This window comes from Maribacter sp. (assembly GCF_016744255.1).
Taxonomy (GTDB): domain Bacteria; phylum Bacteroidota; class Bacteroidia; order Flavobacteriales; family Flavobacteriaceae; genus Maribacter_B.
Genome location: NZ_JADGES010000180.1, coordinates 1 through 1930, shown reverse-complemented (window position 1 = coordinate 1930; position 1930 = coordinate 1). Strand labels below are relative to the sequence as shown.

3 protein-coding genes and 1 pseudogene are annotated in these 1930 nt (G+C 31.9%); all 4 read right to left on the bottom strand.

Features of this window, described 5'->3' with window-relative positions; translation table 11 throughout:
* The coding region (locus QZZ51_RS16600) for a thiamine phosphate synthase (protein WP_291871728.1) at positions 1 to 386 on the bottom strand (386 nt) is incomplete at its 3' end.
* Positions 387 to 389: 3 nt separating this feature from the next.
* Entirely contained in the window at positions 390 to 1199 is an 810-nt protein-coding gene (locus tag QZZ51_RS16595) for a hydroxymethylpyrimidine/phosphomethylpyrimidine kinase (protein WP_291871726.1), read from the bottom strand.
* Positions 1199 to 1552, bottom strand: coding sequence for a four helix bundle protein (locus QZZ51_RS16590; protein WP_291871724.1), 354 nt, complete (start codon positions 1550 to 1552; stop codon positions 1199 to 1201). Before QZZ51_RS16590 ends, QZZ51_RS16595 begins: the two co-directional genes overlap by 1 nt.
* A 32-nt stretch (positions 1553 to 1584) precedes the next feature.
* Positions 1585 to 1930: pseudogene (locus QZZ51_RS16585) on the bottom strand (thiamine phosphate synthase); the annotation flags it as partial.

Here is a 1930-nt window from a genome sequence, read left to right as displayed (position 1 = left end):
CTAAAAGGACCAAGACCTATATAATCTACTTCTTTAGTTATTAGTGTTTCACAGTCTTGTAATGTATTTGCTGTACCTCCTATAATTTGCCATGATTCTAAGTGTTTTCTAGCAACTGTAGGACAGGTATCTGTTTTTCCCAAATGAACACCGTCTGCTTTTACTTCTTTAGCTATTTTATAATAGTCGTTAATAATTAACCTAGTTTGATAGTGCCCTGTAATCTCCCGCGCTTTTGTTGCTATCTTTAAAATCTTTTTTTCGGATATTCCTTTTAAACGTAACTGGACCAATTCTGCACCAGAGGTACATGCTTTTTGGATATTATCTAAATGCTCTTGCGGACTTGCGCCTTGCGATATGTAATGTAGTTTAGGTATAATCATGTCTTAGTCTTTTGTTATTGAATATGAATGTTTTCCAAGTAAACTAACGTTCGAGTTCAAAAAGGATTCGGTATAATATTTTGCGTTTTTGGCTGCATCTTCTAATTCTATTTCTAAAGCTAAATTACTCGTTAAACTAGAAGATAAGACACAACCGCTTCCATGTTTTTCTGAAATTTTACCTGCTCTAGGTTCTATATTTACTTGTACTATTTTATTACAATACAACTCATCCCAACCTTTTTTGTCTTTTCTATGCCCACCTTTTAAGTAAATATTGGTTAGGCTACTGATATGAGTTATCGTTTCTTCTATACTTTTTTCTGGATAGAGGCTATTAATTTCATCATAATTAGGTGTAATAATATAGCATTTTTTCCATATTTTATCCAATGTCTTTTGGTTTTCTTGTGTATGAAAATCAAACCCAGCACTAGCCCTAAAAATGGGATCTATTACAATTTTCACATTCGTATTTAATGCATGTAATTTATCCAATATAGTCGATAATACCTCCCAACTTTCTACAATACCTATTTTTACAAATTCAATCGTAAAACGCTCAAACAAGGTTTCTATTTGATTAAGAATAAGGTTCTTTTCTGTCCATACACACTGTTTAAAATCGAGATCATTTTGAACTGTAATTGCCGTACAAACGGACAACCCATACAAACCGTGCGCTTCAAAAGTTTTAATATCCGAAGTAAGTCCAGCTCCAGAACTTGGATCTAACCCAGCGATTGATAAAATACAATTATCAATTTGCGATGAACAATTATCAATATGTGTTTGATTGTTACCTTTTATCACTACAAATTATTTCTTGATGAATTAATAATGGAGTATAAAATTTTTAATATCTCTTCTACTCTTAGAAAATATTTTTGAAACTCATCTTCTGTAATATAACCTGTATCTTTTAAGATACGTAACCAATATTTTGTTTCTCTAGCTTCTTTATATGCTATGGATAATTTTGAGATAAAATCTTTTTTAGAAATTCCTCCAATTGCCTCTTCGGTGTTAGCGCCAATAGAAGTTCCTGAGCGCAATACTTGCTTAGACAATACGTATTCCTTCTTCTCTAAAACTAATTTCTGAGAAAGTTTAACCATAGAAACAGCAAAATCATAGGTCTTATTTAATATTACATTTTCTTTCATAAATTGTTTTTCCTATTGCTAATTGCTCTTTGTTAATTGAAGTACGTTTTCATTTTTTTAAAAACTTCGATAGGTTCTTTACTATTCCAAATACCGCCTAAAACCCCTACTCCTTTATAGCCTAGGGTATTAAACTCTTCTAAATTATCGGTAGTTACACCTCCCATACCAATAATCAATTTATCTATGGCAGTTACGTTAAAACCTCTCCCTTTATAGTCTTTCTTAGATATGGAAGAAAAAACGGGGCTTAGTAAATGGTAATCGAATTCAAAATCGCAAGCCTCTAACTCTTCTGGTTCATGAAAAGAAGAGCTAATTGTTTTACCATACATACTAAGGTTTAAGAAGTACTGCCCTGGGTTATCTATATTATCT

What these genes read in the sequence shown, in the direction of transcription:
- QZZ51_RS16590 (WP_291871724.1), bottom strand. Translation starts at nt 1,552, where the DNA reads ATGAAAGAAAATGTAATATTAAATAAGACCTATGATTTTGCTGTTTCT.